This is a genomic window from Arthrobacter sp. TJ-178 (assembly GCF_058269275.1).
Map to the genome: position 1 here is coordinate 306,979 of NZ_JBZCNK010000003.1, position 22,580 is coordinate 329,558.

Here is a 22,580-nt window from a genome sequence, read left to right on the forward strand (position 1 = left end):
TGCGGTACACGGCTCCAGCGGCGCTGTTTGGCCGGCATCCTCTTCTGCGGCAGGGTGGAACCGTGAACACCACTTCTTCTCCCGCACGCAGCGCGTCAACGCTTCCCGGGCTGTTGATTGCCGCTGCGGCGGTCATCCCTGCCTATCTGCTGCATCTCGTCCTTCCCGGGCTGCCGGTCCTGACCGCGGCGGTCATCCTGGGGCTCCTGGCGGCCAACCTGCCGGGGATCTCCACAGCGGTATCCGGGCCGCTGAAGCCGGGACTGTCCCTCACCGCCCGGAAACTGATGCGTCTGGGGATTGTCCTGCTGGGATTGAAGGTCTCACTGGTGGATATTGCCGGGCTGGGGTGGGGAGCCCTGCTTTTGATCGTGGCGCTGGTGGGAACAGCCTTCGCGGGCACCTATGCGATCTGCCGGGCCTTTCGCCTGCCCGGTGAGGAACCGCTGCTTATTGCCTCGGGGTTTTCCATCTGCGGGGTGTCGGCCATCGGAGCGATGGCCGCTGCCCGCCGGGTGCGGCAGGAAGACACCGTGGTGCCCATAGCACTGGTCACGCTGTGCGGCACGCTGGCCATAGGCGTGCTCCCGCTGCTGGACTCCCTGCTGCGCCTTCCCGGGGAGACCTTCGGGATATGGGCAGGAGCCTCGGTGCATGACGTTGGACAGGTGGTGGCTACCGCCCAGACCGCCGGTACGGCAGCGCTCGCGGCCGCCGTCGTCGTCAAGCTGGCGCGCGTGGTCCTGCTGGCCCCCATGACTGCGGCAGCGGGAATAATGGGACGCCGCCAGGCCGCAGCCGGCGCGAACGCGGCCGTCAGCGGGGACGGGACACCGGGGAAGCGTCCACCCCTGGTTCCCCTGTTTGTGGCCGGCTTCCTGGCCCTGATCCTGGTGCGCACCACCGGGGTTCTGCCGGCCGGGGTGCTGGAGACGGCAGCACTGGCGCAGGAAATCCTCTTTGCCGCGGCCCTGTTTGCACTGGGTACCGCGGTGCGCTTCCGCGCCCTTTTTGCCTCGGGGGTCCGGGCGCTTTCAGCGGCGCTGGTGTCCTGGTTCCTGATCGGAGCCCTGGGCCTCGGTCTGGCCCTGCTGCTCGCCCCGTAGCCCGTGTCCCCGGCGAAAGTGATTCAATGAACATGTGTCGAACCAGAATCTGCGCCGTGATGAAGCCGCCGCCCGCTCCGCCCTCATATCCGTTGATGCCTATGATGTTGATCTTGACCTAAGCAGCGCCGAGGATCCCTCGGCCACCGGTTTCCGTTCCCGCAGCACCATTGCCTTCACCTGCACCGAGGCCGGAGCGGAGACGTTCCTGGACTTCATCCACGGTGGCGTGGCCAAGGTGGTCCTGAACGGGCGCACCCTCCCCCTGGAAACCGCCGTCGACGGCGCCCGCATCCACCTGACGGGCCTGGACTACGTCAATGTGGTCACGGTGGACGGTACCGCCCTGTACAGCCGCAGCGGCGAGGGCATGCACCGGTTCACTGATCCGGCGGATTCCCGCACCTACCTCTACACCCAGTACGAACCGGCCGACGCCCGGCGGGTGTTCGCCAACTTTGAGCAGCCGGACCTCAAGGCCGCCTTCACATTCCACGTGACCGCACCCTCGGACTGGGAAGTTGCCTCCAACGGCGCGGAAACCAACCGCACAGTGCTCGACGGCGGCGTCAGCCGCTGGGACTTTGCCCCCACACAGCGCATCTCCACCTACATCACCTCTGTGCTGGCCGGACCGTACTTCAAGGCCGAGGACGCCTGGTCCGCCGCTCTGCCGGACGGCACCGTCCTGGACATTCCCCTGGGCGCCTACTGCCGCTCCTCGCTCGCCGAGCATTTTGATCCGCAGAACATCTTCGAGATCACCAAACAGGGACTGGACTACTTCCACGAGCTGTTTGCCTACCCCTACCCGTTCGGCAAGTACGATCAGGCCTTTGTGCCCGAATACAACCTCGGCGCCATGGAGAACCCCGGCCTGGTGACCTTCACCGAGGCTTACGTGTTCCGCTCCAAGGCCACCGAGGCGCAGTACGAGGCGCGGGCCAACACCATCCTGCACGAGATGGCGCACATGTGGTTCGGCGACCTGGTGACCATGAAGTGGTGGGATGACCTGTGGCTGAAGGAGTCCTTCGCGGATTATATGGGCGCCCTGGCCGTGGATCAGGCCACCGCTTTCACGAATTCCTGGGTCAGCTTTGCCAACCGCCGCAAGGCCTGGGCCTACACCCAGGACCAGCTGCCCACCACGCATCCAATCGTGGCGGACATTACCGATTTGGAAGCGGCCAAGCAGAATTTCGACGGCATCACCTACGCCAAGGGCGCCTCCGTGCTCAAGCAGCTGGTGGCCTACGTGGGCTTTGATGCCTTTATTGATGCGGCGCGGGGCTACTTCCGCGACCATGCCTACGGCAACACCACCCTCGCGGACCTGCTCAGCGCCCTCAGCGAGGCCTCGGGCCGGGACATGGGCGCCTGGTCGCGGCTGTGGCTGCAGACAGCGGGCGTTCCGACGCTGACCACCGAGGTGGAAACGGACGACGACGGCGTCATCACCTCGGTCACGATCGTCCAGAACGCCCCCGATCCCGTCAGCGGGGAACAGGTTCCCCGCCCGCACCGGCTGCGGATCGGACTGTACAACCCGGACGCCGCGGGTGCGCTGGTCCGTACCGGCAGCGTGGAAATCGACGTCGTCGGTCCCCGCACCACGGTCCCTGAGCTCACGGGCATGAAGCGCCCTGCCGTGCTGCTGCTCAACGACGAGGACCTGACCTACGCCAAAATCCGTTTCGACTCTGATTCGCTGCAGGCCCTGATGCAGAACCTGGGCCGGATCCCCGATCCGCTGGCCCGGGCGGTGTGCTTCTCCGCGCTGTGGAACGGTGTCCGGGACGGCATGATCAGCGCCCGCGACTACATCCGGCTCATTGTGCACGCCGCTCCGGCCGAGACGGGTGCCGGCGTACTGCAGGTCCTGCTGGACAACTCCCGGTTTGCCGTGGAGCGGTACACCCCCGCGGAGGACCGTGCCGACCTGCGCGAAGTCCTGTACTCACTGGTGATTGACCAGCTTCAGCAGGCCGAACCCGGCAGCGACCGCCAGCTGATCTGGGCACGGAACGCCGCCGCCCTGGGACGGCGCAGCACCTCCCATACCGAGCTGCTGCGCGGTCTCCTGCAGGGAACCGCCACTATTCCGGGCCTCACCGTGGACTCCGACCTGCGCTGGTCGCTCTGGCAGGCGCTGGCCGCCACGGGCAACGCCACCCGCGCCGAACTGGAGGCCGAACTGGCCCAGGACCCCACAGCCTCGGGACGGGTGGGCTTCACTACGGCCGCCGCAGCGTTCCCCGAGCCGGCCGTCAAGGCGGCTGCCTGGCAGGATGCGGTGCATTCGGATGAGCTGTCCAACCAGCTGCTCTCCGCAACCATTGAAGGCATCACGATCGGCAGCACGGACCTGCTGTCCGTCTTCCAGGCCGACTACTTTGCGTCCCTGACCCTGGTCTGGAGCTCACGCAGCATTGGGCAGGCCAGCCGCGTGGTGACGGGACTCTTCCCCGGTGCACAGGACCTGCCCAAACACATGGTTGCCGCGGACCATCCGGTCCTGGTGGCCAGCATGGACTGGCTCGAAGCCAATCCTCAGGCCCCCGCCGCCCTGCGCCGGATCATCCTGGAGCAGCAGGACCAGCTGCTGCGGGCACTGCGGGTGCAGGCTGCCGGCAGGTAGGTCCTGAAGACGGCGGGGGCTCCCGGGGCATCATGCCCCGGGAACCCCCGTCAGGTGCCCTGTGATCCGCTGAACCGCTGTCCTGCGGGCCTCAGGGGTGGTTCCGCTTGGCTACCGTCAGCAGGACCGCGGAATCTTCCACAGCCTCCACCGAGTGCCGGGCCTGCGGCACAATCAGCAGGTCACCCGCGGAACCTTCCCATGTGTGCTCCTCCGCTACCAGCCGGACCCGGCCCTTGAGGACATAGACGGTGGCTTCGCCCGGATTCTCATGTTCATCCAGAATGAATCCGGCATTCAGGGCAATCACCGTCTGCCGGAGAACGTGCTCGTGGCCGCCGTAGACCGTCTGGGCGCTGCGGCCGCTCGAGGCTTCGCCGGCGATCTGCAGCTGGGTCCGCACCAATGCGGTCAGAGACTTTTTTTCCATGCTCGGCAGTCTATGGCAGGAGGACTCAGATCCCTAGGGAACCCGGTTCAGCCATTCAGCGGTGCCGAACTTGTCCGCCACCTTCGCCTCCGCCAGGGCCAGTTCCTCATCCGTAAGGCCGGCCTCCACGGCACCGTAACGCGCCGCGAAGGTTTCCATCATGGTCCGGATGATCTCTTCCCGCGTGAGGCCGGTCTGGCGGCGCAGCGGATCCACCCGCTTTTTGGCGCTGGTGGTGCCCTTGTCGGAGAGCTTCTCCTTGCCGATCCGCAGGACTTCAAGCATCTTGTCAGCGTCAATGTCGTAGGACATCGTCACGTGGTGCAGCATGCCGCCGTTGCTGAAGCGCTTCTGGGCCGCTCCGCCAATTTTGCCCTGATCAGTCGCTATGTCGTTGAGCGGCTGGTACCAGGCCTTAATGCCCAGTTTTTCCAGCGATTCCATCACCCAGGCGTCGAGGAAGGGATAGGACTCGGCGAAGCTCAGGCCGTCCACCAGGGACTGCGGAACATAGATCGAGTACGTGATGGCGTTGCCGTGCTCCATGAACATGGCTCCGCCGCCGCTGATGCGCCGGACCACCGTCACCCCGTGCTTCTGCGCGCCCTGGGGATCCACTTCGTTGCGCAGCGACTGGAAACTGCCGATCACCACTGACGGTGTTTCCCATTCCCAGAACCGCAGGGTGGGGTTGCGTTTGCCGGCACCGACTTCTTCAGCCAGCACTTCGTCCATGGCCACGTGCATGGCCGTTGAGAGGGGTGTGGGGCCGATGATCTCCCACTTGTGATCCGTCCAGCCGGTCGCCTTGGCCAGGGCCCGGCGGACGGCGGTGGCTATGGCCTCCGGCGAGAAACCGAAAAGGACGGCATCGGAGGGCAGGTTGGCCCGCACCGCCGCGGCGATGTCGGCTCCCGCTGTCTCTGCCGGGAGTCCTTCCAGGGCCGCGTTGATGTCGGCGAGGGCGTCATCGGGCTCCAGGAAGAAGTCTCCGCTGAGCGAGACATCCGCCAGTTTCCCGCCGCGGACGTCCAGGTCCACCACTACGAGTTTTCCGCCGACCACCTTGAACTCTCCGTGCAGGCGGCTACCGTCCTGTTGCATGATGCTCCTTCAACTTCCTTCTGCGCATATAAAAAGGCCCGCTCGGAAAATACCGGGCGGGCCTTCTTAGTCTAGAACCTGCAATGTTCGTTACAAACGAATTACTTCTTGGAACCGAAGCCCTTGAAGCGGGCGTTGAAGCGCTCGACACGGCCGGCGGAGTCCATGATGCGCTGCTTGCCCGTGTAGAACGGGTGCGACGCGGAGGAGATTTCCACCTCGATGAGGGGGTAGGTGTTGCCGTCTTCCCACTCAACCGTCTTGGCGGAAGTTGCCGTGGAGTTGGTCAGGAACGAGGTGTCGGACGCGAGATCGCGGAAGACAACCGGGCCGTACTTCGGATGGATATCAGACTTCAATGTATTACCTTCTTTTGGTGCCTGGATTTTGCCAGGCACTGGTGGTTGAAAGCTTGGAATGTCCCCGTGCTGCGCAGCGAAGCGCATCTGCGGGGATCAGCAATTCAGCATACCGCAAACCGGGCAGCAGGTTAAAGCCGGGACGGCCGCAGTGTCAGGATCCCCAGCCGGTGTTGTCAGCGGTGATGCTGGACGTGATTCCGCGGGTCTGGGCGGAAAGCTCAAACCGGACCGGCCGGTAGAAGTCGTCCAGCCACAGGGTGACGGAGGTGGGCATCATGTCCCCCGCTTCGGCGTCCGCCGGCCGGTGGCCGCTGATCTTGGTCCGCGCCGCCCCGTCCAGGACTGCGCCGTAGTCCACGGTCAGGGAGTCGGAATCCTGAAGCAGTTCTGCCACGCGGTCCGGATTGGCGGTCAGCTCAGCAGCCCGGGTCAGCACTGCAGCGTACTCCTCTTCGGGTGTTCCGGATGTATTGGCGCTGACCCTGCCGCCCCCGGTGTCCACGCTGCTGCCGCCTGCTCCCGCCGTAATTTTCAGCCCGAGGTCGCTGTCCTCGAGGCTGAGGGAGAACTCGGGAGCGGTGGTGAACCGCATCGTATGGGTTCCCTGCGGAATCCAGCTCGACGCCGTGGTCAGCGTTTGTGTTGCCCCGGCGCCGGCGATCATCGCCGCACGCAGGCAATCCCCCGCTTCGGCTGCCGGAAAAGATGCAGTATCCCGGCGCAGCAGGAACTGGCAGGCGTCCTGGACCGGCTGGGGCATCCCCTCCTGGTTCCCGGTAACGCCAACCTTCAGCGGCTCGGGGGTGGGCGTGGGCGTGGGTGCCGGCGCCGGCAAGGGAGCCGGAAGCGCAGGAGCGGAAGCTTCGCGCACCGGCACGGAAGGTACGGGCGCCGGCGACGCGGAAGCCAGCTGCCGTGCTGCACTCTGTTCCGCCGTGGGCCCGCACGCGGCCAGAGTCAGGCCGAGCGGAAAGACGCACAGCACGGTGACCAGCAGCCCGCGGAGCGGCCCGCGGCGTCCCCGGACGGGCGTGTTCCCGGACCTGGCTGCCCCGGTGGGCGCGCAGGAAACGCGAGGAGGACACCGGAGCTGGGGCGCCCGGCGCGGAGCAGTGTTCATGTGGACCCCGGATGGAAGTGCGGCGAGTGATCAGTGCCGTAAGTCTTGCACCAAAGCCGTCTGAGGGTAAGCGAACCTCCGGGATACCGGCACCCGGGGATCAGCTTGCCTGCGGACGGCACTCCCAGAAGGCGACGGCGCTGGCGGCAGCAACATTCAGGGAATCCACTCCGCCGCTCATGGGGATCCGGACTGTCAGGTCCACGGCGGAGAGAGTTCCCGCAGCGAGGCCGTCCCCCTCGGTGCCCAGGACCAGGGCAAGCCGCTCGTCCGCGCGGGCACTGAGCTCGTCCAGGGTCAGCGAGTCCTCGGCCAGCGCCAGTGCGGCAGTAACGAAACCGGCGTCCCGGAGAGTCTGCAGCTGCTGCGGCCATTCTTCCAGCCGCACCCAGGGCACCTGGAAGACCGTACCCATGCTGACCCTGATGGCCCGCCGGTACAACGGGTCGGCGCAGCGCGGGCTCACGAGGACCGCGTCCACCCCGAGGGCGGCAGCGGAGCGGAAAATGGCTCCGATGTTGGTGTGGTCCACGATGTCCTCGAGCACTGCCACCCGGCGCGCGGAGGCCAACAGGGTCTTCAGCTCCAGAGGTGCGGGCCGCTCCATGGCCGCCAGCGCCCCGCGGTGCAGGTGGAATCCGGTGATTTCCTCCAAGATGGCGGCCGTTCCCACGTAGGCGGGCACCTCCGGATACCGGTCCAGCACGTCCTGGAGGCCGTCAATCCATTTTTCTGCCAGGAAGAAGGACCGTGGGCGGTGCCCCGCATCAAGGGCCCGGCGAAGGACCTTGGAAGACTCGGCAATGTACATGCCTTCCATCGGCTCCCGGCGGCGGCGCAGGGCGGTGTCGGTCAGTGAGGTGTAGTCGGCAACGCGCGGATCCGCGGCAGACTCAAGCGAGTAAAGGGTCACTTAGAACACCATATTCCACAGTGCCACCAGTCCCAGCAGCACAATCACCGTGCGCAGGACCACCGGGGAGAGCCGTCGGCCGACGGCGGCGCCCAGGAATCCACCGATCAGGGAACCGGCCGCAATGAGCCCGACCACCGGCCAGATGATCCGGTCGAAGGCGAAAACGAGGTAGGAAACGGCGGCAACAATGTTCACTCCCAGGACCAGGATGTTTTTCATTGCGTTGGCGTTGTGGATGGTGCCCCGCAGGAACACCCCCAGGATGCCCACCAGCAGGATTCCCTGTGCTGCCACGAAGTAACCGCCGTAAACGCCGGCGAGGTAAATCAGGATGACCAGAATCACACCCTGGCGCCGGGGCAGCTTGGCGGGGACAAGGTCGACGGCGGTGGCCTGCGCTCCCGGGACGCGCGCCGATGCGTCAGCCGTCGAGGCCTGAGCCGCTGCGGCATCGGCGCGGCGCCGGACCCAGGACTGCAGTTTCGGCTGGAAAATGACGAACAGCAGCGCCACCACAATCAGGTAGGGCGCCACGGTGCCGAAGACGCTCTCCGGCAGGTGCAGCAACAGCGCGGCACCTGTGACGCCGCCCAGCACTGAGGCGGGTAAAAGCAATAAGAGAGTGGACTTCAGCCCCGCGAGTTCCCGGCGGTAGCCCCACGACCCGGCAATATTGCCGGCGATGAGTCCCATCGCGTTGGAAATGGTGGCTGCCACCGGTGCGAAGCCCAGGGCAACCAGCACCGGAAACGTGACCAGTGTTCCGGACCCGACCACTGCGTTGATCGTCCCCGCCCACAGGCCGGCGAAAAAGACAATGGCGTCCTGAACAAGGTCCACTTGATCGAGAAAATGCGGGCCGTGCGGTTAGCGGCGGGCGGTGGCGGACCAGCGGCCGCCGTCGTGCTGCACCTTCAGCGGCAGGTCAAAAGCCGTGCTGAGGTTCTCCTCGGTAAAGACGTCTTCTACGGGGCCGGAGGCCACCACGCCGCCCTCGCGCAGCAGCAGGGCGTGGGTGAAGCCCGGGGGAACCTCTTCGAGATGGTGGGTGACCAGAACCATGGCAGGAGCTTCCTCGTCGCGGGCCAGCTCGGACAGGCGGGCCACCAGGTCCTCGCGGCCTGCAAGGTCCAGGCCTGCAGCCGGCTCGTCCAGGAGCAGCAGCTCCGGGTCCGTCATCAGGGCGCGGGCAATCTGCACGCGCTTGCGTTCACCCTCGCTCAGGGAGGAGAACGTGCGGTTCATGAAAGTGGACATGCCCCAGTCGTGCAGGAGGCGGAAGGCGCGGCGCTCGTCAAGCTTCTCGTACTTTTCCCGCCACCGGCCCGTCATGCCGTAGGAGGCGGTGAGCACCACGTTCAGGACGGTTTCATGTTCCGGGATCTGATTGGCCAAGGCTGCGGAGGCCAGGCCGATCCGCGGGCGAAGCTCAAAGACATCAACCGTTCCGAGGACTTCCTCAAGGATTCCAGCTACGCCGCGGGTGGGGTGCATGCGGCCGCCTGCGATCTGCAGCAAAGTGGTTTTTCCGGCGCCGTTGGGGCCCATGATGACCCAGCGCTCCCCCTCCTTGACCTGCCAGTCAACTGCGTCCAACAGGGTCTTGCCGCCGCGAACGACACTTACGGCAGCAAATTCAAGAACATCACTCATAGCACTAGACATTAGGCTAAAGAAAGGGCCGATGGCTAAACGCGGCCCGCTCCGCCTCCAGAAACGGATACGCAATGCCCGATTCCAAACGCCCCGAAGATCTCGCCCGGCTCAAGGACATTGCGTCCTCGCTGTCCTCCGGCAGGCCGGACTGCGCAGTGGTCAGCTACGGGCGGGAACTCCCGGACGCCTATCTCGCGGCTGTCCAGCAGGCAGTGAGTGCGGCGGGCGGACGGATTACGGAACTTGAGAACGCCGAGGGAGACGGTTACACCGTCACCAAGCTGATGGTGGAGTACGACGGCGGGCTCCGGACGCTGCGTTTGGCCGTCGCTGCGGCCGCGGCCGCCCTGGGCGACGCAGCGGAGGGAGCCGCCACCGCCGTCGTTCCCTCAACGCTCCTGGAACCGGCACGGAAGCTGTTGGTCATGGATGTGGACTCCACCCTGATTAAGCAGGAAGTCATAGAGCTGCTGGCCGCCCACGCCGGACGGGAAGCAGAGGTGGCAGCAGTCACGGAAGCAGCCATGCGCGGCGAACTGGACTTCACGCAGAGCCTGCACCAGCGGGTCAAGGCACTGGCGGGGCTGCCCGAATCGGTCATCGCGGAAGTAGGCAGCCGCATCGAGCTCTCGGACGGCGCCGAATCCCTGGTGAAGGAATTCCTGTCCGCCGGCCACGCGGTGGCCGTGGTCTCGGGCGGATTCAGCCAGGTCCTTGATCCCCTGGCTGCCCGGCTGCAGCTGACGCATGCAAAGGCTAACCTGCTGGGCATCAGGGACGGCGTGCTGACCGGCACCGTGGACGGCCCCGTGGTGGACCGCGCCGTCAAGGCCCGGTCCCTGCGGGAATGGGCCGCCGGACTGGGCATCGCGGAGCAGCACACCATTGCCGTGGGTGACGGCGCCAATGATCTGGACATGCTGGCGGCGGCCGCACTGGGCGTGGCGTTCAACGCCAAACCGGCAGTGCAGGCCGCCGCGGATGCCGTGCTGAACCTGCCCCGGCTGGACGTGGTGCAGCACTTTGTGAAGCTGTAGGCGCTGGTTCCGGGCCCCTAGTTCTGGGCGGACGCGTGGCCGGCAGCGCCCAGGTAGTCCGCTCCGCCCACGTATTCAGTGTGGCCGGAGGGGACATCCGCCGTTGCCATCCGGGCCACCTCGGCGCCGAATTCCTGCACCGAGTAGAGCTTTCCGGCTTCAACGCGGCGTGCCTCGATGGCGCCGGGGTTGGCACGGTCCAGGAGCGTGGCAGTAACGGTGCCCTCGATCATGTCACCGGAGACCACCACCAGTGTGATGCCCTTTTCCTCGAGCTGCGGAAGCAGATCCCGGAGCGCGTCTTCGCCGGCACGCTTGCTGCGGGCCACCGGCTCGTATTCGGGCATGGTGGGAACGCTGGCGATGAAGTGCGCCTGGTGGCTGGTGACAAAAACCACACGCGATCCCGCCCGCATCACCTCAAGGGCCGCAGTGAGCATGTTGACCTGCGCATCGCGGTTCAGCTTCAGCGCGTAGTCCTCCTCCACGCCGGTCTCCATGCCGCCGGAGGCGTTGAGGACCAGTACATCCAGGCCGCCGAAGTTCTCCACTGCGGCGGAAACCAGAGCTGCGGGGCCAACCGGTGAGGTCAGGTCCGCACCCACCGCGACAGCCCGCCCGCCGTCGTTCTCAATACCGGTGACCACCTTGTTGGCGCGCGGCGCCTTCTGCCGGTAGTTGACCACCACGCCGGCTCCTTCGGCGGCCAGGTACTTGGCCACTTCGGCGCCGATGCCGCGCGATGATCCGGTAACAATGGCGGCTTTGCCGTCCAACAGGCCCATGGGTGCTCCTTTGTGAGGGTTCTTGTGGAAAAGGTCCAAATTTTTATCCAACTTCCCCCATCCTGCCAGCCCCGGACGTTTCGTGAAGTGGTGGAATCCTCCAACGATTCCCCCGGGGGCCTTGGCGCAGGGGAATGCCCGGGCTGCGCGGCGGGACGGCTGCGGCTAGTGGCCCATGCCCAGTCCGCCGTCAACGGGAATGACCGCGCCGGAGATGTACGAAGCCTCGGGTCCGGCGATCCAGCGCACCACGGCGGCAACTTCTTCGGGCTCGGCGAAGCGGTTGGCCGGGATGGAGGAGAGATAGTTCTTCTGGGTGTCTTCGGGCAGTTCCTTGGTCATGTCCGTGTTGATGAATCCCGGTGCCACCACATTTGCGGTGATGTTCCGGGATCCCAGCTCACGGGTCAGCGACCGGGCAATTCCAATGAGCCCGGACTTGGACGCTGCGTAGTTGATCTGGCCGGGAGAACCGTACAGGCCGACCACGGAAGAGATCAGGACAACCCGTCCGCGGCGCAGTTTGATCATTCCCTTGGAGGCCCGCTTGATGACGCGGAAGGCTCCGGTGAGGTTGGTGTCCACGACGTCAGTGAAGTCGTCCTCGCTCATCCGCAGCAGCAGGGTATCGCGGGTGATCCCGGCGTTGGCCACCAGCACCTCCACCGGCCCGTGCTCAGCTTCGACCTCGGTAAACGCGGCATCCACGGAAGCCATATCGGTGACGTCGGCCTTCACGCCGAGCATGCCCTCAGGCACCTCCCCGCTGCGGTAGGTGATGGCAACCTTGTCGCCGTTTTCGACGAACGCCTGGGCAATGGCCAGGCCGATTCCACGGTTTCCGCCGGTAACCAGGACGCTGCGGCCGGTGGACGGCTGGAGGTTGTTCTGCACAAATTTTCCTTCGCTGAGAGTGGGGGTGAACGGATTCGATCCTAGCCGGGCCGGATCCGACTTCACCATCACAGGTTCCGGTGCGACAATGGAGACTCTGTTTGGGAGAGTGATGAACAAGGAATCCAGCCGCGGTGTCCCGATCCCCCGGATCACCGACGCCCGCACGGCGCACACCGATGAGATGCGCGCACGCATGATTAAGTATTCGGTGTCCATGGGCATCCGCATTGTCTGCCTCGGCCTGCTGTTCGTCGTGCACGGATGGCTGCTCTGGGTGGTGATTGCCGGCGCCGTCGTCCTTCCGTACTTCGCCGTGATCATTGCCAACGCCGGTTCCGATACCCGGAACATGACGGCGTCGGAATCCCTGATCGACTCCCTTCCGGCCGCCGCCATTGAGGCACCCAGGGCGCCGGAGCCGGGCAAGACCCGCGAATCCCCGGAAACTGCACTGCTGCACGGTGAGATCATTAATGACGATCCCGCTGACGACGGCCACGACGATAAGGCACCACCTCACGCATGAACCTTCTTGACCAACTGGCCCGGACCACCGGCGCCCCCCGGCCCGGCGCGGAACCGGCAGGCCCGCAGTCCGGCGAACCGGCCGTATGCTCCCGCAAGAGCTGCCGCCTGACCGCTTCCTGGCAGCTGCTGTGGAACAATCCGCGCATCCACACCCCGGAGCGCCGCAAAATCTGGCTGGCGTGCGATGAGCACCGCGCCTGGCTGCAGGATTACTTGGAAACACGGGACCTCTGGAAGCAGACGCTGCCCCTCTCAGGTTCTCCAGCCGCTGCGGACACCGAAAGCGGGACTGCCTAGATGTACCGGTTCCTCCTTTCCGGCCGCTGGCTGGGCTGGTTTGCCCTTGTCTGCCTGCTCTCCGTGGTTTGCTGTTCCCTGGGCATGTGGCAGATGGACCGCAGGAATGCGGTCCGCGACGATATTGGCAACGTTGTCCTCAATTACGACGCCGCTCCGGTCGCCTTCGAGGACGCGGCCGGCCTCTTCGAGGACTACAACCCCGGGAAGGAATGGCTGCCGGTTTCGATGACCGGCGTCTACGACACCGAGAACCAGCGCATTGTCCGCAACCGCCCCCTCAACGGACGTGCCGGGTACGAAGTTGTGGTGCCGCTGAAACTCTCCGACGGAACCGCCGTGGTGATTAACCGGGGCTGGCTGCCGATCGGCAATGACGAAGCCGGCAAGCCCGACGCCGTTCCCGCGGCCCCGGCCGGCGAGGTCACCGTCGTCGCGCGCATCAAGCCTGCTGAACCCGAAGTGCGGCGCGGAGCTCCCGAGGGGCAGCTGGCGTCCATCGACCTGGCCCAGTACCAGGACGAGGTGGGGTACGAGCTCCAGCAGGCGGCCTACGGCCTCATGGCCAGCGAGGACCCCCGTCCCGCGGTGGTCCCGGAAGCGGCTCCCAAGCCGTCAGTGGACGAGGGACCCCACCTGTCCTACGCCATGCAGTGGTTCGCGTTCGGCATCATGCTGTTTGTGGGTCTGGGCTACGCCGCCCGCCAGGAGGCGCTGAACCTCCGCTACGGCGATGAGGACGACTGGGAGGACGACGAGGACGAAATGATCTCCGCCTATCCGGGCCCGAGCCGTCCCCGCCGCCCGCGCAAGCAGCGCGGCAGCACCCAGGAGGACGAAGAGGACGCACTGCTGGACGCCCAGGGCTACTAGCTGCGGGCATCGGGGAGGCGGCGCACCGCCTCCCCCGGGGTTACTGGTAAGAGATGAACCAGGGCTTGGGATCGATCTGCGTGAAGGTCTGCTCCGGAGTCAGCATGGGAGTGTCTTCGTCATAGAAGTTTTTCCACCCGGGCCAGATTTCCGGCTGCAGGCCGTTGCGCATCACGCTCCACGTTTCCTGCTTCTGCCCCGGCGTTCCGTGTCCGTCCGCGTGCAGGCTCACGGCCAGCTCAGTATGGCTGACGTTCAGCTGGTCCCGGTTGCGGATCATGGACAGATTGAACTGGTGCAGCATGAAGACCTTCTGCGGCAGGACGTTGTCCCGCGTCAGGCCGGCGAGCCACTCTGACACCTCATTGACCTCCGCGGCGTCCACCGAACCGATTTGTTCCAGATGGTGCTGCCCCGGTGCGAGCCGCCACTCCGAGTCCAGGGCCAGCCCCACGTGCGGGTACTTCAGCAGCTGCTCGTAGCGGAGCGCCTGGTCCAGGAACGTGCTCAGCCCCGGCTGCAGGTCCAGCACCACATAGACCCCGGCATCCTGTGCAGCCTCAATCCAGGGGAGCAGATCTTCCGGTGCTGTTTCCTCGGAATAGTCGCCGTCGGCACCGGGGCCTGCACTGGCAACTGTGGTGATGATTTCCAGGGCAGGAACCACCGGTTCCGTGCTGTAGGGCTGGTACTGCGCCGCCGTTTCCTTGGCGAGCTGGATGGACTCGGCCATACCCTGTTCGCCGAGGACGCCGAGGCTTCCCCCGCTGGGATGGCCGTACAGTGCCACCATGCGCCGGCCCGGGAAGACCGTCTGTCCGCCGCCGGGCAGCTCCGGAGCGTTCAGGGCAACCCCTGCCTGTGCCCGGAAGAACTCATCCCCGCCAAAAGCATTTCCGGCGGCATAGATTCCGCCTGCGCGGTGACTGCGCAGAACCCGGATCACGTCGGAGTCAGCCCGGGGATCCGCGGTTTCCACCATCTTCACCTCGGCGCCGGCGGCGCGTGCCGTAGCAACCACCGCGGCCGACGCCGGGTCCTCAGTCGCCAGGACGACGGCGTCGGTCCGATCCTCGTCCGCCTGGAATTCAGGGAGCCGGTCCGCAGCGGACGGTGTGTCCGCCTGTGATGTTTCCGCGTCCGATGGTGCCGCGTCCGATGCTGCCTCGCCTGTTGCCGCCGCTTCCGTGTTCGCCGCGGCGGCTTCCGGAACCGGAACGGACAGCGTGGTACCGCGGTCCATGGCGGCGATCTGCGCAATCAGCGGGCCCGCTGCGGCGGGCGCCGTGTCCAGGTTCAGCACGGACCGGAACCCGTCGGCGTCGGCGGGGCCTGGCACCTGCGTCCGCTCCCCCACTGATGCCGACCAATCCCCGGCGGGCGCACCGTAAAGCACCACGGACTGTGCCCCCAGCCGGTCCAGTTCGTCCGAGACGCGCTGCTCCGTGCCGGGCTCGAGCACGAGCAGCGGGATGCCCAGCCCGGCGGCTGCCGCTGCGGCCTGGCCGGAAGCGTCTGAGCGGCCGTCCGGCGCCGCCAGTACCACTGCTGCGGGACTGGACGTGAAGAAGGCACTGCTGGCAGCCAGCGACGCTGCGCCGGCTCCACCGTCAAAAACATCAATGACACCGCCGGCCTCCAACAAACTGACCGCCGGAACCACCGGAGCTTCCGCCTCCTGAGGAGTTGACGGTTCCGAGCACCCGGTGAGGATCAGCCCCAGCGACAGGGCGCCTGCTGCCAGGCAGCGGGAAAACGAAGGGGAGAATACGGAAGAGATAACGATGACGTCCTTTTGTAGTGGGCAACGCGTGGTGGGGATACGGGAAGGGAGCAGCCGGGGCCGCCGTCGGGCAGTCCTGTTCGCTCCAAGCGGTCCAGCCTACCGAGACAGTGGGCCGCCCATCAAAAGAGGATGCGGGGACGGCCAAAGATGGAACGAATCCGGGGTGAAAAATGAATGGTTTCCGGCAGCCCGCTGATGAAACCATGCCCACAAGGTACCGGAAGCACGTGCCTGAGTCACCCCGGCCCCGGCAACATGCCTAGGCAGTGACCCTGCGCACGTAGTCCGCCATCCCGGGCACGGTGAAGGACACCTGTCCCAGTTCCGGGGCATAGATGATGCCCTTGCGGATCAGGGAACCGCGGGTCATGGTCATGGACGTCATCTTCTTGCCGGCCCGGGCAGCCAGCGTGGCTGTGCTCGATCCCCCGGAGCCGTCGATCGCCATGAGCCGCAGGAACTCCCGCTCCGCCTTGGTGGCCCGGCGCCATCTCAGTGGAAAGAATCCCTGGTCCAGCTGCGCCCGCCCAATTTCGACGGCGATCCGGGCGTCATCGGCCGTGATCCGCTTCTCCGGGGCCGACTCCCAGGCAGCAGAGCCGTACTCCTGCAGGAAGTACGGATAACCGCCGGCCGCGTTCAGCAGCAGGTCCAGCGCCTCAGGGTCGTAGGAGACGCCCTGCTCCAGGGCAGGGGCAACCAGGGCAGAGGCAGAATCCTCGCGGTCCAGTGCACCCACGCTCCGGTAGGTGAACAGTCCTTCGGCATACCGCTGGGATGCAGTCAGGACGGCCGGGAGGTTCGGCAGTCCCGCCGCCACCAGATAGAAAGGCCAGTCCCGCTGCCCGGCCTGGTGCTGGGCGCCCAGCAGCGCAGCGAGCAGCCCCGCATCCAGATTCTGGAGTTCATCCACCACCAGGATCAGCGCCGAACCACGTTCGGCCAGCGCGACGGCGGTGTCCTCCACCGTCTCTTCAAGGTCCACGGCGAAGGCACCGGAGTCTCCGCGGCCATGCCGCTCCCCCACCCCCACATCAATCCCGCTGACCTGCAGACCTGCCGCAAACGAGGCGATGGTTCCCAGGGCCGCGGCAAGGGCCGGAGTGTTTCCGCGGGAGTTGGCCTTGCGGCCGGCCTGCAGCAACCCGCGGGCCAGCTTGGCCCGCACAGCCTTGGGCCCGCCGTCAGCATCCCTGCCCTCCAAGGAGACCACCAGGAAGCCGGCGTTCTCCGCGCGTCGCCGGAAGTCATTGAGCAGCACGGTCTTTCCTACTCCGTGCAACCCGTGCAGCACTATCCCCCGGTCCGTGCGTCCGGCGGCGGCCCGCGAAATCAAAAGGTCAAAATCATTTGTCAGGGCTGTTCTGCCGGCCAGCCCGAAAGGGCTGCGTCCGGCACCTGGTGAGTAGGGATTCGTGGCACTGTGCATGCCACCCATCGTAGCGGTATATCCAGAATATTTTATATTTATATATAAAAACTTATACAGAATGTTTGGTTGGCCGTTCTTGCCGATAGGCTCGTCCGGCGTTTCCGGTTCAGGTCCGGCAGTGGACTGCGGAGGCCGGACACCGCGGCTGGCCGCTGCGGCGATGATCGCCGCCGAACCGGCGCCGTCAGGGGCGAGCCGCGGAGAGCCTAGACTTCCGCAGCCATCGACAGGGCACCATGCGGAGGCACAGCCGCCTTCTCTTGCCCTCCCCCGTCCTCCCCCGCGGATCCCCACCGACTCACCCACCAACGGCACTCCCCCGCTCTCGAGGTGGCCCGCCCTGGCACTTGAGCGGGCACTCCCCCGCATAAAGCTGTTTTTGTTCACAGCGAACCGTGCGGGTAGGTATATGGCTGCAGAGCCGAATAATGTACCGGGCACATATCTGGAAAACTGGATATAAGCGTATAAACATGGATAGATGAAAGGGGGACCGGGCCTGCTTCAGTGACGTCTCCTGGCACCGGAGTATGTACCAACGGTCGGAGCGATGCAGCGCTTCCCCGGACGCAGCCTTCGGATACTGCTCCCCCGTCGGTACTCGGTACGGCCGGTGCCCGGCCCCAGCCCTCCTCCATCACAGACTCCCAGCTGCCACAAGCTCTAGGGCAGGCACAAAGCAAAGGCCCCCATGCGCCGGGCGCATGGGGGCCTTCTCCAGATCACATCATCTGTACAGCATCCGCTTCCGCTGCAGTCGCGGACACCGGGTGGCTCTAGGCCAGGGTGACCAGATCCAGGTAACCCTCGTTCCAGTGGTCTTCGTCGCCGTCGGGCAGCAGGACAACGCGCTCCGGATTCAACGCCGCTACGGCACCTTCATCGTGGCTGACCATCACCACTGCGCCCTCGTAGCTGCTCAGGGCGCCCAGGATCTCCGCACGGGAAGCGGGGTCCAGGTTGTTGGTGGGCTCGTCGAGGAGCAGCACATTGGCGGAGGACGCCACGATGGTGGCCAGGGCCAGGCGGGTCTTCTCACCACCGGAGAGAACTCCGGCTTTCTTCTCGACGTCGTCACCGCTGAACATGAAGGAGCCCAGGACGCTGCGAACTTCGGCATCATCCATGTCAGGAGCGGAGGAACGCATGTTTTCGAGAACGGTGCGGTCCGTGTCCAGGGTTTCGTGCTCCTGGGCGTAGTAACCCACCTTCAGTCCGTGTCCGGGAATGATCTTGCCGGTGTCCGGGGTGTCCACGCCGGCCAGCATCCGCAGCAGGGTGGTCTTTCCGGCACCGTTCAGGCCCAGGATGACCACCTTGGAACCGCGGTCGATGGCAAGGTCCACGTCGGTGAAGATTTCCAGCGAGCCGTAGCTCTTGCTGAGGCCCTCGGCCATCATGGGAGTCTTGCCGCAGGGGGCCGGCGTCGGGAAACGCAGGGCGGCAACGCGGTCGGTGGCGCGGACTGCGTCAAGGCCGCCAAGGAGGCGGTCCACGCGCTTGAGCATGCTCTGCGCCGCGGAGGCACCCGAAGCGCGGGCCTTCATCTTGTTGGCCTGGGCCAGCAGTACGCCGGCCTTCTTCTCCGTGTTGGCACGCTCGCGCTTGCGGGCCCGCTCATCGGTCTCGCGCTGGATCTTGTAGCGCTTCCAGTCCATGTTGTAGATGTCGATGGTGGCCCGGTTGGCATCCAGGGAGAAGACCTTGTTGACGGTGGCTTCGAGCAGCTCGGTATCGTGACTGATCACGATCAGGCCGCCGGTGTGGTTCTTCAGGAATTCGCGCAGCCAGGCGATCGAGTCGGCGTCAAGGTGGTTGGTGGGCTCATCGAGAAGCATGGTTTCGGCATCCGAATACAGGATCCGGGCCAGCTCCACGCGGCGGCGCTGACCACCGGAAAGGGTGCTCAGTGGCTGGTTCAGCAGGCGGTCCGGCAGAGCCAGGTTCGCGGTGATGGTTGCGGCTTCGGATTCTGCTGCGTAACCGCCGGCGGCCAGGAACTCTGCCTCCAGGCGGTCGTAGCGGTTCATGGCCTTCTGCGAGATCTTCGGGTCCTCGCTGGCCATCTCGTCCTGGCACTTCTTCAGCTGCGCAGAAACCTTGTCCAGGCCGCGTGCGGAGAGGATCCGGTCCCGTCCCAGCTGCTCCATGTCCGGTGTCCGGGGATCCTGCGGCAGGTAACCGATCTCACCGACGCGCTTCACGTGTCCGGCGGCAGGCAGGGCCTCCCCTGCCAGAACCTTGGTCAGGGTGGTTTTGCCCGCTCCGTTGCGGCCTACCAGCCCAATTTTGTCGCCTTTGTCAACACGGAATGAAACCGCTTCCATGAGCAATCGTGCGCCGGCACGGAGCTCGAGATTAGATACGGAAATCACTCAGTGGACCTTTCGAGGGGGTTAGGGGATAGTGCTTGAACTGCAATGGCAGCCTTTCAAGTCTACCGTTGATCGAGGATTTGTAGAAAACCTCCAAAGGAATTAGGGGCCAGCGCCGCTAGTGTCAACAGGGATGGCTGCCGAATCCCGCGCCGCAATGAGGGCATTGCTTCCCGGCGTGTAGCGGCGGAACCTCATCTCCTTGTGGAAGTCCTACGAAATGAGACCCGATGAACACTTCGCCCGCTTCCGCTGCGGCGCCTGCCGGCCGACGGAACCCCGTGCGCGGCCGCTGGACGGCTGCGGATCTTTCCCTGATTGCCGTGTTTGCGGCGCTGGTGGCTTCCTTCTCACTGCTCCCTGGGGTGCCGCTGGGATCAGGGGTCCCCATAACGCTCCAGACCCTGGCGGTCATGCTGGCCGGCATCATCCTGGGACCAACCCGCGGAGCAGCAGCCGTTGCGCTCTTCCTCGCGGCCGGATTGGCGGGGCTGCCTGTCTTCAGCGGCTTCACCGGTGGCCTCGGCGTGCTGGCCGCTCCGTCGGCCGGGTATCTTCTCGCCTTTGTTCCCGCAGCCTTTGCTGTAGGCCTGCTGTCCCGGCTGGCTCTTCGGCGCAGCCGCCGGGCACGCTTTGCCCTCCTGTTCGCCTCCGCCATGGCGGCAAGCTTCATCTTTGTGCACCCGATGGGCATCGCCGGGCTGATGCTCAATGCCAAGCTCGACTTCTCCGCAGCCTTGACGGCCGACATCGCCTTTTGGCCCGGAGACGTCCTGAAAAACCTGCTCGCATCAGCCGTGGGCGTGAGCGTCTTCACGGCTTTCCCCCGCCTCGCAGGCACAGGCCGGTAATGGTGCACATCCGCCTGCAGGACGTTTCCGTGCTGCGCTCCCCCGAGGCGGCTCCCCCGCCCGGCCACGGAGCCTCCTCCCGCGGCAGCACCCCGGAACCGATCCTGTACCCCGTGACCCTGACCTTGGAGGAGCCGCGGATCGCCGTGGTGGGGGCCAACGGATCCGGCAAATCAACGCTGCTGAAGCTGCTCAACGGTCTGTTGGCACCGGATACCGGGACGGTAACCGTTGACGGCCTGGATACCGTGCGCCACGGCAGCCGCGTCCGGCGCCGGGTGGGTTTCGTCTTCACCGACCCCCTCTCCCAGCTGGTCATGCCCACGGGGCGCGACGACGTCGAACTCTCGCTGCGCTCGACCATCCGCAGCCGGCCCGAACGCCGGGCAGCTGCCGAGGCCCGGTTGGACACCCTGGGCCTGCTCCATCTTGCCGACCGCAGCATCTACGACCTGTCCGGCGGTGAGCGGCAGCTGATGGCCCTGGCCTCGGTGCTGGCCGTTGAACCCGATGTCCTCGTGGCCGATGAACCAAGCACCCTGCTGGACCTGCGCAACACGACGGTGCTCCGGCGGACCTTCGCCGAATTGCCGCAGCAGATCATTTACACCACCCATGACCTGGACTTCGCCGCCGACGCCTCGCGCATCCTCGTGGTGGACGGCGGCCGCATCGTGTTCGACGGCGCCCCCGAGGCCGCGCTGAGCGCTTACCGCACACTGGCGCTGGGGTTCGACGGCGGTCGGGTGCAGCGGTCCCACGGGAACCGCCCGTGAGGAACCGGCTCGTGAGGAGGCGGCGATGAGGGGGTCTGCGCACCTGCTCGGCGCCTATCGGCCGGGGCGCTCCCCCGTCCACCGGGCGCCGCTGGGGCTGAAGGCTGCCGCCGTCGTCGTGCTGTCCCTGGCCGTCCTGGCCCTGCGCTCCCTGCCCGTCCTCGGCGGATGCCTGATCCTGGTGGTGCTTGCGTACGCCGCGGCGCGCCTGCTCTCCGAATCCTGGCGCCCTCTGAAGCTGATGTGGCCCGTCCTGCTGCTGCTGGGGGCTTTCCAGGTCTGGTCCAACGGGCCGGCCGCCGCGGTGCTCGTGATCGGCAATATTGTGGTCTGCGTTGCTGCTGCCCGGCTTTTGACGCTCACCACGCCTGTGCAGGAGCTGTTGGACGGGCTGGTGTCCCTGGCGGTGCCGTTCCGGTTCCTTGGGGCGGATCCGGAACGGTTTGGGTTGACCCTGGCCCTGATGATGCGCAGTATCCCGTTCCTGCTCGGCTCGGCGCAGGATGTGCGGCACTCTGCCATGGCGCGCGGCCTGGAACGGAACCCCCGGGCACTCACCGTTCCCGTGGTGATCCGGGCAGTTGCCTACGCACAGCAAACCGGCGAAGCCCTGGCGGCCCGCGGCATCGGGGAGGCCTCGGGCGGCGCGGAACCGCCCGAACAGAAGCACACTGACCGTCGGGGATAATTGGGGCATGAGTTTTAACGAAAATGCACGCCTGGATTCCTCCCGCGTCAGTGACCGGCGGGGCAAGGGCAAAGGTATTGCCGTGGGCGGCGGACTCGGCGGCGGACTGATCCTCATCCTGTCGCTGATCTTCGGATCGGATGTGGTGGACGGCCTGGGCCTGAGCGACGGCGGGAACCCCGCGGGGACCGGCTCTGGCTACTCGGAAAGCATCTCCGGGTGCCTGGACGGGGCTGATGCGAATGAGCGCCTGGACTGCCGGATCGTCGGCACCGCCGAGAGTCTGGACAGCTTCTGGGAGCCGGCGCTGGCCGCAGAGGGCCTGACCTACACGGAGCCCGGCGTTGCGCTCTTCAGCGGACGCACCGACACCGGCTGCGGAGCGGCCACCAGCGCGGTGGGCCCCTTCTACTGCCCCGCGGACGAGCAGACGTACTACGACACGGCGTTCTTTGACGAGCTGGTGGCCCAGTACGGTGCCTCCGGCGGCCCGCTCGCCCAGGAATATGTGGTGGCCCATGAATTCGGCCACCATATCCAGAACCTCACCGGTGTGCTCGGCGCCTCGGCTTCCGATCCCCGGGGAGCGGATTCGGCTGCGGTCCGCACCGAACTCCAGGCGGACTGCTATGCCGGACTTTGGGCGGGCAATGCCGCTTCCGTCCCGGCTCCCGGCAGCACCGAGCCCTTCATGGCGGAGCTGACGGCGGCGGATGTAAAGGATGCCCTGTCCGCAGCGTCTGCCATTGGCGATGACCGGATCCAGTCCATGGCCACCGGCCAGGTCAATCCTGAGAGCTGGACCCACGGTTCCGGCGACCAGCGGCAGGCCTGGTTCATGCAGGGCTACGACGGCGGCAGCATCAGCGGCTGCGACACCTTCAGCTCTGCGGACCTGGACAACCCCTAACCCGGGAAAG

The 22,580-nt window shown here is 66.0% G+C and carries 22 protein-coding genes; 10 read left to right on the top strand and 12 right to left on the bottom strand.

Going from position 1 to position 22,580, the window contains the following annotated elements:
* Window positions 1-62: 62 nt before the first annotated feature.
* Together AC4D2Q_RS10900 and pepN are read left to right on the top strand one after the other, a co-directional pair.
* A complete protein-coding gene (locus tag AC4D2Q_RS10900; protein ID WP_490946483.1) occupies window positions 63-1,106 on the top strand; it encodes a YeiH family protein in 1,044 nt (347 codons plus the stop codon).
* Between the two features lie 34 nt (window positions 1,107-1,140).
* On the top strand, window positions 1,141-3,747 hold the full coding sequence (gene pepN / locus AC4D2Q_RS10905; RefSeq protein ID WP_490946484.1) for an aminopeptidase N: 2,607 nt from the start codon (window positions 1,141-1,143) through the stop codon (window positions 3,745-3,747).
* 91 nt (window positions 3,748-3,838) lie between these two features.
* Here the strand turns inward: pepN and AC4D2Q_RS10910 are convergent, their stop codons facing one another.
* The 7 genes from AC4D2Q_RS10910 to AC4D2Q_RS10940 form a co-directional block, all read right to left on the bottom strand.
* The gene (locus tag AC4D2Q_RS10910) at window positions 3,839-4,177 is read right to left on the bottom strand and encodes a cupin domain-containing protein (protein ID WP_490946485.1); all 339 of its coding nucleotides are present in this window, start codon (window positions 4,175-4,177) and stop codon (window positions 3,839-3,841) included.
* Window positions 4,178-4,210: 33 nt separating this feature from the next.
* Window positions 4,211-5,281 carry a lipoate-protein ligase LplAB gene (lplAB, locus tag AC4D2Q_RS10915; protein WP_490946486.1) on the bottom strand — a complete coding sequence of 357 codons (1,071 nt, stop codon included), beginning with the start codon at window positions 5,279-5,281 and terminating at the stop codon, window positions 4,211-4,213.
* Window positions 5,282-5,382: 101 nt separating this feature from the next.
* Window positions 5,383-5,640, bottom strand: coding sequence for a type B 50S ribosomal protein L31 (locus AC4D2Q_RS10920; RefSeq protein ID WP_490946487.1), 258 nt, complete (start codon window positions 5,638-5,640; stop codon window positions 5,383-5,385).
* Window positions 5,641-5,794: 154 nt separating this feature from the next.
* Window positions 5,795-6,514 carry a hypothetical protein gene (locus tag AC4D2Q_RS10925; RefSeq protein WP_490946489.1) on the bottom strand — a complete coding sequence of 240 codons (720 nt, stop codon included), beginning with the start codon at window positions 6,512-6,514 and terminating at the stop codon, window positions 5,795-5,797.
* Window positions 6,515-6,863: 349 nt separating this feature from the next.
* Window positions 6,864-7,676, bottom strand: a complete 813-nt coding sequence (locus tag AC4D2Q_RS10930) for a TrmH family RNA methyltransferase (protein ID WP_490946490.1) — start codon at window positions 7,674-7,676, stop codon at window positions 6,864-6,866.
* Entirely contained in the window at window positions 7,677-8,519 is an 843-nt protein-coding gene (locus tag AC4D2Q_RS10935; protein WP_490946491.1) for a sulfite exporter TauE/SafE family protein, read from the bottom strand. It lies immediately after the preceding gene.
* 27 nt (window positions 8,520-8,546) lie between these two features.
* On the bottom strand, window positions 8,547-9,332 hold the full coding sequence (locus AC4D2Q_RS10940) for an ABC transporter ATP-binding protein (protein ID WP_490925497.1): 786 nt from the start codon (window positions 9,330-9,332) through the stop codon (window positions 8,547-8,549).
* Between the two features lie 74 nt (window positions 9,333-9,406).
* Between AC4D2Q_RS10940 and serB the strand changes: the two genes are divergently transcribed.
* Window positions 9,407-10,372 (top strand): phosphoserine phosphatase SerB, encoded by a 966-nt coding sequence (gene serB, locus AC4D2Q_RS10945; protein WP_490946492.1) that lies wholly within the window; start codon window positions 9,407-9,409, stop codon window positions 10,370-10,372.
* 17 nt (window positions 10,373-10,389) lie between these two features.
* On the opposite strand, the gene AC4D2Q_RS10950 is transcribed toward serB, so the two are convergent.
* Both AC4D2Q_RS10950 and AC4D2Q_RS10955 read right to left on the bottom strand, forming a co-directional pair.
* Complete coding sequence (locus tag AC4D2Q_RS10950; RefSeq protein WP_490946493.1) at window positions 10,390-11,157, bottom strand: SDR family oxidoreductase; 768 nt, start codon at window positions 11,155-11,157, stop codon at window positions 10,390-10,392.
* A gap of 165 nt (window positions 11,158-11,322) precedes the next feature.
* On the bottom strand, window positions 11,323-12,051 hold the full coding sequence (locus tag AC4D2Q_RS10955; protein WP_490946494.1) for a beta-ketoacyl-ACP reductase: 729 nt from the start codon (window positions 12,049-12,051) through the stop codon (window positions 11,323-11,325).
* Window positions 12,052-12,163: 112 nt separating this feature from the next.
* Here AC4D2Q_RS10955 and AC4D2Q_RS10960 point away from each other — a divergent pair, with 112 nt between their 5' ends.
* From AC4D2Q_RS10960 to AC4D2Q_RS10970, 3 genes are read left to right on the top strand one after another with little or no spacing between them, the layout of a single operon-like run.
* The gene (locus AC4D2Q_RS10960; RefSeq protein WP_490946495.1) at window positions 12,164-12,580 is read left to right on the top strand and encodes a DUF3099 domain-containing protein; all 417 of its coding nucleotides are present in this window, start codon (window positions 12,164-12,166) and stop codon (window positions 12,578-12,580) included.
* The gene (locus tag AC4D2Q_RS10965; RefSeq protein WP_490946496.1) at window positions 12,577-12,879 is read left to right on the top strand and encodes a hypothetical protein; all 303 of its coding nucleotides are present in this window, start codon (window positions 12,577-12,579) and stop codon (window positions 12,877-12,879) included. Before AC4D2Q_RS10960 ends, AC4D2Q_RS10965 begins: the two co-directional genes overlap by 4 nt.
* On the top strand, window positions 12,880-13,752 hold the full coding sequence (locus tag AC4D2Q_RS10970) for an SURF1 family cytochrome oxidase biogenesis protein (protein ID WP_490946497.1): 873 nt from the start codon (window positions 12,880-12,882) through the stop codon (window positions 13,750-13,752).
* A 40-nt stretch (window positions 13,753-13,792) separates the two neighbouring features.
* On the opposite strand, the gene AC4D2Q_RS10975 is transcribed toward AC4D2Q_RS10970, so the two are convergent.
* The 3 genes from AC4D2Q_RS10975 to AC4D2Q_RS10985 form a co-directional block, all read right to left on the bottom strand.
* Window positions 13,793-15,415: a hypothetical protein gene (locus AC4D2Q_RS10975; protein ID WP_490946498.1), complete on the bottom strand. Its 1,623-nt coding sequence runs from the start codon at window positions 15,413-15,415 to the stop codon at window positions 13,793-13,795.
* A gap of 382 nt (window positions 15,416-15,797) precedes the next feature.
* Complete coding sequence (locus AC4D2Q_RS10980; RefSeq protein ID WP_490946499.1) at window positions 15,798-16,976, bottom strand: ATP-binding protein; 1,179 nt, start codon at window positions 16,974-16,976, stop codon at window positions 15,798-15,800.
* A gap of 770 nt (window positions 16,977-17,746) precedes the next feature.
* Window positions 17,747-19,345 (bottom strand): ABC-F family ATP-binding cassette domain-containing protein, encoded by a 1,599-nt coding sequence (locus tag AC4D2Q_RS10985; RefSeq protein WP_490946500.1) that lies wholly within the window; start codon window positions 19,343-19,345, stop codon window positions 17,747-17,749.
* Between the two features lie 230 nt (window positions 19,346-19,575).
* On the opposite strand from AC4D2Q_RS10985, the gene AC4D2Q_RS10990 reads away from it, so the two are divergent.
* From AC4D2Q_RS10990 to ypfJ, 4 genes are read left to right on the top strand one after another with little or no spacing between them, the layout of a single operon-like run.
* On the top strand, window positions 19,576-20,196 hold the full coding sequence (locus AC4D2Q_RS10990) for a biotin transporter BioY (protein ID WP_490925508.1): 621 nt from the start codon (window positions 19,576-19,578) through the stop codon (window positions 20,194-20,196).
* On the top strand, window positions 20,196-20,972 hold the full coding sequence (locus AC4D2Q_RS10995; protein WP_490946501.1) for an energy-coupling factor ABC transporter ATP-binding protein: 777 nt from the start codon (window positions 20,196-20,198) through the stop codon (window positions 20,970-20,972). The genes AC4D2Q_RS10990 and AC4D2Q_RS10995 overlap by 1 nt, the downstream gene beginning before the upstream one ends.
* Window positions 20,973-20,997: 25 nt before the next feature.
* Window positions 20,998-21,660, top strand: coding sequence for an energy-coupling factor transporter transmembrane component T family protein (locus tag AC4D2Q_RS11000; RefSeq protein WP_490946502.1), 663 nt, complete (start codon window positions 20,998-21,000; stop codon window positions 21,658-21,660).
* A 7-nt stretch (window positions 21,661-21,667) separates the two neighbouring features.
* Window positions 21,668-22,570 (top strand): KPN_02809 family neutral zinc metallopeptidase, encoded by a 903-nt coding sequence (gene ypfJ, locus AC4D2Q_RS11005; protein WP_490946503.1) that lies wholly within the window; start codon window positions 21,668-21,670, stop codon window positions 22,568-22,570.
* Window positions 22,571-22,580: the final 10 nt, after the last annotated feature.